Below are 7,266 nucleotides of genomic sequence, written 5' to 3'. Positions count from 1 at the left end.
TGCCCGGCGGCGTCGGCGCGCCGACCGCCAGCATGGCGTCGAGTCGTCCCGAGCGCATCCGGGCGCTCAGTCGTGCCCGAAGGGGCGGGCGGCAGGGGGCAGGCACACGGTCGGCGGTGATCGCTGGAATGGGAGAAATTCGGTTGTCGTTCATGGCGATACCTCGTAGGTTCCGTGGTGCCAGGTCCGGTAGTTCGTGACTACCTATAACCCTACGCCGGTCACGAATGACTAGTCAAACCAATTTACTGGTCACGGCGGTACGCTGGTGTCATGACGACTGCATGGGCCGGCGACGCCGAGACCAAACCCGCGCCCGGGCCGCTGGCCCGGATCCAGGCCCTGGTCAACACCGTCGAACTCCCGGCGGGCCCCGACCGCCTCGCCGATCTCGACGACGCGGAGCCCTGGCTGGTCGCCCACGGGCTGTTGCGATCGGGCGACCACCCGAGCCGGGAAGACCTGGACCAATTGCGCCAGGTGCGCGAGGCATTGCGCGCCTTGCTGATTCACAACTCGGGCGGTCCACCGCCGCCTGCCGAGCACCTGGACGTGCTGCGAGCGCTGACCGAAACCGCAACCGCGAAAGTCGAGCTGGCCTCCGACGGCACAGTGGGCTTGTCGGCAGCAGGCGACAGCCTGCGTGAGCGCCTGCTCGAGCTCCTGGTGGTGATCCGCGACGCGCAGCGCGACGGCACCTGGGCTCGCCTCAAGGCCTGCGCGAACGAGGAATGTGCCTGGGCGTTCTATGACCGGTCCCGCAACCACGGCGGTACCTGGTGCGTGATGTCCGAATGTGGGAACAAGTTGAAGAACCGGGAGTTCCGGGCGCGGCGCCGCGCCGGAGGCGCGCATTAGGACCCGCGCCGGAGGCGCGCGTTAGACACCGCGCCGGAGGCGCGCGTTAGGACCTGCGCCGGAGGTCAGGTCGACAGATGCCAGACCAGGGCGGCCGCGAGTGCGCCCACGCCGTTGAGCGACCAGTGCAGGGCGATCGGTGCGAGCAGGCTCCCGCTGCGCTTGCGCAGCCAGGTGAAGATGAAGCCGGCGATACCGGTGGCCACCACGGCCAGCACCACACCCGCCACCATGCCGAACAGGCCGCCGCCGAACAGTCGTGTGAAGCCGACGTTCTCGCTGGTCAGACCCAGCGAACTCGCGATGTGCCACAGGCCGAACAGCAGTGAGCCGCCTGCCGCGACTCCGCGAAAACCCCAGGCCCGGTTCAGCGCGCCGTGCAGCACACCGCGGAACGCCAATTCCTCGGGGATCACCGTCTGCAGCGGGATGATCACCATCGACGCCAGCAGCGCACCTGAGATGGTGGCGTAGTTGTCGTTCATGAACATCGGGCGGGTCCACGGCAGGGCCGCCCCGATGGCGATCACGGAGACCACCAGGGCGACGGCGCCCAGCGCATAACCGGCTCCGGAGCGCCAGTGTTCGCGGCCCAGCCCCAGTTCGGCCCAGCCCAGGCCGCGGGCTCGCACCAGGACCAGCAGGCCCACGGCGGCCGCCGGGACGGTGGCGACGCTGGCCCACGGGGTGGTGAAGTGCGCGATCAGGTTGGTCAGCGTCAGGATGATGACGACGATGCCGATGTCGGCGTAGATGCGGAAGTGATGCAGTGCCGAGAGCTGGGCCACCAGCGGATTGGGATGCGCGGCCACGGCGCTCTCGTCAGACATAACCAAACAAGCGTACCGGCGGGGCGCAATTACCCAGGTCACACCGGATCCCAGGTCCAGTTCGCGATCGCCGGGTCATCCTCGCCGTGCTCGCGGGTGTAGCGCCGGGCGGCGAGCCGGGCGTCGACCATCTCCTGGNGACAGCTGAGGCCGGTGTGACCTGTGTGGCAGATGAGATAGCTGCGGCGCGGTTTCGCCGCTGTTCCCGGTTCCTGCGGCGCGTCGTACCGGTTCGATGTGTCGGTGCGAATGTGCAGTACATCGCCCTCACCCCATCCCGATGACGCGGTGTCCGGTTAGCACCGTCCGCGTGTTCGCAGCCAGTTGCCAGATATTTTCGAGATTAGCCATCGGGGAACCCGCCGACAATGTGATTTCGGTTTGCCCACGGGCCGCGGCGCCGGGGCGAGGCGAACCCTGTGCCGGGTGGGCGAACGCTGATCGTTCCCAATTGGCCAACCGAATTGTTACGTTCGCGGGGTACACCTGAGGTGTGGCTCAGCGAGCCCGCTGGGCATAGCCAGTGACAGGCAGGAGACCTGCAATGGACGTGATGGCGGCTACCGAGATCCTGGCTCGTTCCACCACGCAGACGAGCGTCGGCTGGATCGGCTACATCATCATCGGCGCAATCGCCGGATGGATCGCGGGCAAGATCGTCGACGGCGGCGGCCAGGGCATTCTGATGAACATCGTCATCGGTGTGGTCGGCGCTCTGATCGGCGGATTCCTGCTCAGCTTCTTCGTCGATACAGCCTCCGGCGGGTGGTGGTTCACCCTCTTCACCGCGATCCTCGGGTCGGTGATCCTGCTGTGGGTGGTCGGATTGGTGCGTAAGCGCGGCTGATTCGGCACCGCTGATGGGTACGGGGGTCATGACGGCCTGGCAGGTCGTCAACCCCGGCCCGGTGGGTTCGCGGCCGCTGCGTCAGGCCAGCGTCCCCATTCCCGAGCCCGGACCCGACGAACTGCTCGTGAAGGTCCTGGCGTGCGGGGTGTGCCGCACCGATCTGCATGTGGCCGAGGGCGATCTGGCGGTGCACCGGCCGCACGTCATCCCGGGCCACGAGGTCGTCGGCGAGGTGGCGGCGGTCGGCGCCGATACCGGCGGCGGATTCGCTCCGGGGGACCGGGTCGGGGTGGCCTGGCTGCGGCATACCTGCGGCCGGTGCGACTACTGTCTGCGCGGCCGGGAGAACCTCTGCCCGTCCTCGCGCTACACCGGCTGGGACGCCGACGGCGGCTACGCCGAATTCACCACGGTCCCANGACGGCGCCCAGCGCATAACCGGCTCCGGAGCGCCAGTGTTCGCGGCCCAGCCCCAGTTCGGCCCAGCCCAGGCCGCGGGCTCGCACCAGGACCAGCAGGCCCACGGCGGCCGCCGGGACGGTGGCGACGCTGGCCCACGGGGTGGTGAAGTGCGCGATCAGGTTGGTCAGCGTCAGGATGATGACGACGATGCCGATGTCGGCGTAGATGCGGAAGTGATGCAGTGCCGAGAGCTGGGCCACCAGCGGATTGGGATGCGCGGCCACGGCGCTCTCGTCAGACATAACCAAACAAGCGTACCGGCGGGGCGCAATTACCCAGGTCACACCGGATCCCAGGTCCAGTTCGCGATCGCCGGGTCATCCTCGCCGTGCTCGCGGGTGTAGCGCCGGGCGGCGAGCCGGGCGTCGACCATCTCCTGGCGCAGCCCCGCGGCCCGCGTACCCAGCCCCTCGACGCGGTCGATCACGTCGATGACGAGATGGAAGCGATCCAGGTCGTTGAGCATCACCATGTCGAACGGCGTCGTCGTCGTGCCCCGCTCCTTGAATCCCCGGACGTGGAGTTGATCGTGGTTGGTGTGGCGGTAGGTCAACCGGTGAATGAGCCACGGATAGCCGTGGTAGGCGAAGATCACGGGCTTGTCCCTGGTGAAGATCGAGTCGAACTCCCGGTCGGACATCCCGTGCGGGTGCTCGGATTCCGGTTGCAACCGCATGATGTCGACCACGTTGACGACGCGCACCAGCAGGTCGGGCAGCCGGCGCCGCAGAATGTCGGCCGCGGCCAGGGTTTCGAGGGTGGGGATGTCGCCGGCGCAGGCCAGCACCACGTCGGGTTCACCGGTGGTGGTGCCGGCCCAGTCCCAGATGCCGAGCCCGCGGGTGCAGTGGGCGATGGCCTCGTCCATGCTCAAGTAGGTCAGGGCCGGCTGTTTACCCGCGACGATCACGTTGACGTACTGCCTGCTGCGCAGGCAGTGATCGGCGACCGATAGCAGGGTGTTGGCGTCCGGTGGCAGGTAGACGCGTACCACCTCGGGGCGCTTGTTGGCGACGTGGTCGATGAAGCCGGGGTCCTGGTGCGATGCGCCGTTGTGGTCCTGGCGCCACACATGGGAGGTCAGCAGGTAGTTCAGTGACGCGATGGGGCGGCGCCACGGCAGCTGGGAGCTGCTGGACAGCCATTTGGCGTGCTGGTTGAGCATCGAGTCGACGATGTGGACGAAGGCCTCGTAGCAGTTGAACAAGCCGTGGCGTCCGGTCAGCAGGTAGCCCTCCAGCCAGCCCTGGCACAGGTGCTCGGAGAGCACCTCCATCACCCGGCCCTCGGGCGCCAGGTTCTCGTCGACGGGCAGGATCTCGGCCTGCCATGCCTTGTCGGTCTTCTCGAACACCGCGGCCAGCCGGTTCGAGGCGGTCTCGTCCGGGCCCATCAACCGGAACCGGTCCGGGTTGGCGGCGATGACGTCACGCAGGAAGGTGCCGAGCACCCGGGTCGCTTCGGCGGTGCCCGCGGCGGGACGGTCCACGGTGACGGCGTAGTCGGTGAAGTCCGGCAGGTCGAGGTCCCGCAGCAGCAGCCCGCCGTTGGCGTGCGGGTTGGCGCTCATCCGCCGGTCACCGGCCGGGGCCAGGTCCCGCAGATCCTGGCGCAGCGCCCCGGTGGCGTCGAACAGTTCTTCGGGCCGGTAGCTGCGCAGCCACGACTCGAGCTGGGCCATGTGCGCGGGGTTGGTCCTGGTCTCGGCGAGCGGCACCTGGTGGGCGCGCCAGGTCCCTTCGACTTGCTTGCCGTCCACGCTGGCCGGACCGGTCCAGCCTTTCGGGGTGCGCATGATGATCATCGGCCACAGCGGGCGGCCCGGTTCACCGTCGAGGCGTGCGGCACGCTGGATCGCGGCGATCTGGTCGAACGCCTCGTCCATGGCGGCGGCCAACTGCTGGTGGACGTTGGCGGGGTCGTCGCCGGCCACCGTGATGGGCCGGTACCCGTAGCCGTAGAACAGCGATTCGAGCTCCTCGGCCGGAATGCGGGACAGCACTGTGGGATTGGCGATCTTGTAGCCGTTGAGATGCAGGATCGGCAACACCGCACCGTCGACGACGGGATTGAGGAACTTGTTGGAGTGCCAGCTGGCGGCCAGGGGGCCGGTCTCGGCCTCGCCGTCGCCGACCACACAGGCCACGACCAGATCCGGATTGTCGAACGCCGCGCCGTAGGCATGCACGAGCGCATAGCCCAGCTCGCCGCCCTCGTGGATGGATCCGGGCGTCTCGGCGGCCACGTGGCTGGGAATGCCGCCGGGAAAGGAGAACTGGCGGAACAGTTTTCGCATCCCGTCGGTGTCCGGTCCGATGCCGGTGTACACCTCGCTGTAGGTGCCTTCCAGGTAGGCGTTGGCCACCAGCCCCGGGCCGCCGTGCCCGGGCCCGGTGATGTAGATGACGTTGGCGTCGCGTTCGCGGATGATCCGGTTGAGGTGGGCGTAGAGCAGGTTCAGGCCGGGCGTGGTGCCCCAGTGGCCCAGCAGACGCGGCTTGATGTGCTCCGGTGTCAGTGGCTGGTCCAGCAGCGGATTGTCCAGCAGGTAGATCTGGCCCACGGACAGGTAGTTGGCCGCTCGCCAGTACGCGTCGAGCCGCTCGAGTTCCGTATCGGTCAATGCCGGTGATCCAGTCGCGTCGCTCATGGTCTCCATGGTGGCCGGTGTCGGTGAATGGCGCCTGCGATCCGGGTACCCGAATTCATACTGGCCAACCAACGCCACGCGAAGCACACCGCGGACGCGGTCGTGTTCGCGTCGGCTAGGTTCGAATCATGCCCGTCCCCAGCACCCTCGACCCACGCACTCCGGTCCTCGTCGGCTATGGCCAGGTCAACCGGCGGGAGGACGATCCCGACGTCGAACCCGTCGATCTGATGGTGGCGGCGGCCCGCGACGCCGCCGATCCGCGGGTCCTGGAGGCGGTCGACTCGGTGCGGATCGTCAATCTGCTGTCGTGGCACTACCGGGATCCGGGTTTGCTGTTGGCGCAACGGATCCGGGCCGACAAGGCGACGACGCGCTACACCGGTGTGGGTGGCAACGTCCCGCAGTCGCTGGTGAACGAGGCCTGTCTGGACCTGCAGAACGGACGGGCCGAGGCGGTCCTGATCGCCGGCGCCGAGACCTGGCGCACCCGCAGTCGGCTGCGGGCTCGCGGGATCAAGCCGGACTGGACGCGTCAGGACGAATCGGTGCCCGAGGCTCCCGGCGCCCACGAGGGTGTGCCCATGGCCGGCGACGCCGAGCTCCGGATCAATCTGGACCGCCCGGCGTTCGTGTACCCGATGTTCGAACAGGCGCTGCGGATCGCCGCGGGGGAGAGCAGCGACGACCATCGCAGACGGATCGGCGAGCTGTGGTCGCAGTTCAGTGCCGTGGCGGCGGGCAACAGCCATGCCTGGAGCCGCGACGCCGTGCCGGCCGAGCAGATCTGGCAGCCCGGTCCGGACAACCGGATGATCAGCTGGCCCTACACCAAGCTGATGAACTCCAACAACATGGTCAACCAAGGCGCGGTGTTGATCCTGACCACCGTCGAGAAGGCCACGTATCTCCAGATCCCCACCGACCGCTGGGTTTTTCCGTACGCCGGCACCGATGCGCACGACACCTACGCCATCGGCGAGCGGGCCGAGCTCCATCGGTCCCCGGCGATCCGGATCGCCGGGCGCCGGGTGCTCGAGTTGGCCGGCCTCGGCGTCGACGAGGTCGATCTCATTGACGTGTACTCCTGTTTCCCGTCCGCGGTGCAGGTCGCGGCCGCCGAGATCGGCCTGCCGCTGGCAGATCCGTCGCGGCCGCTGACGGTCACCGGCGGCCTGACCTTCGCCGGCGGTCCGTGGAACAACTACGTGTCGCACTCGATCGCCACCATGGCCGAACAATTGGTGGCCAACCCGGGAACCCGGGGGCTGATCACCGCCAACGGCGGCTACCTCACCAAGCACAGTTTCGGCGTGTACGGCACTGAGCCGCCGGTGCGGGAATTCCGTTGGCAGGACGTGCAATCCGAGGTCGACGCGGAGCCCACCCGCCGGCTGCAGGTGGAGTGGTCGGGCATCGGCACGGTGGAATCCTGGACCACCCCGGTCGGTCGCGACGGCACCGTGGAGCGGGCGTTCCTGGCGGTCCGCACGCCCGAGGACGGGCGCACGCTGGCCCGGATCGTCGACGAGTCAGCGGCCGCGGCCACCATGGTGCAGGACATCGCCGGGGCGAAGGTGCAGGTGCACGACGACGGTTCGGCGACCCTGCTGTAG

5 protein-coding genes and 2 pseudogenes are annotated in these 7,266 nt (G+C 68.3%); 4 read left to right on the top strand and 3 right to left on the bottom strand.

Annotated features, from left to right (window positions below; all coding sequences use genetic code 11):
* Nucleotides 1–273 precede the first annotated feature (273 nt).
* Entirely contained in the window at nucleotides 274–858 is a 585-nt protein-coding gene (locus BN4332_RS05955; protein WP_066897621.1) for a CGNR zinc finger domain-containing protein, read from the top strand.
* Nucleotides 859–923: 65 nt separating this feature from the next.
* Here the strand turns inward: BN4332_RS05955 and BN4332_RS05950 are convergent, their stop codons facing one another.
* Nucleotides 924–1,688: a CPBP family intramembrane glutamic endopeptidase gene (locus BN4332_RS05950; RefSeq protein ID WP_066897620.1), complete on the bottom strand. Its 765-nt coding sequence runs from the start codon at nucleotides 1,686–1,688 to the stop codon at nucleotides 924–926.
* A gap of 544 nt (nucleotides 1,689–2,232) precedes the next feature.
* Between BN4332_RS05950 and BN4332_RS05945 the strand changes: the two genes are divergently transcribed.
* Nucleotides 2,233–2,535, top strand: coding sequence for a GlsB/YeaQ/YmgE family stress response membrane protein (locus tag BN4332_RS05945; RefSeq protein ID WP_066897619.1), 303 nt, complete (start codon nucleotides 2,233–2,235; stop codon nucleotides 2,533–2,535).
* A 28-nt stretch (nucleotides 2,536–2,563) separates the two neighbouring features.
* Nucleotides 2,564–2,956: pseudogene (locus BN4332_RS05940) on the top strand (alcohol dehydrogenase catalytic domain-containing protein); the annotation flags it as partial.
* Between the two features lies 1 nt (nucleotide 2,957).
* Here the strand turns inward: BN4332_RS05940 and BN4332_RS05935 are convergent.
* Together BN4332_RS05935 and BN4332_RS05930 are read right to left on the bottom strand one after the other, a co-directional pair.
* Nucleotides 2,958–3,242: pseudogene (locus BN4332_RS05935) on the bottom strand (CPBP family intramembrane glutamate endopeptidase); the annotation flags it as partial.
* A 38-nt stretch (nucleotides 3,243–3,280) separates the two neighbouring features.
* A complete protein-coding gene (locus BN4332_RS05930) occupies nucleotides 3,281–5,650 on the bottom strand; it encodes a phosphoketolase family protein (RefSeq protein WP_066897625.1) in 2,370 nt (789 codons plus the stop codon).
* Nucleotides 5,651–5,778: 128 nt separating this feature from the next.
* Here BN4332_RS05930 and BN4332_RS05925 point away from each other — a divergent pair, with 128 nt between their 5' ends.
* Nucleotides 5,779–7,266, top strand: a complete 1,488-nt coding sequence (locus BN4332_RS05925; protein ID WP_066897618.1) for an acetyl-CoA acetyltransferase — start codon at nucleotides 5,779–5,781, stop codon at nucleotides 7,264–7,266.

It is taken from the genome of Mycolicibacterium houstonense (assembly GCF_900078665.2).
Classification (GTDB): Bacteria; Actinomycetota; Actinomycetes; order Mycobacteriales; family Mycobacteriaceae; genus Mycobacterium; species Mycobacterium houstonense.
The sequence above is the reverse complement of the archived record's forward strand: the minus strand, read 5'-3'. Positions and strand labels throughout refer to the sequence as shown.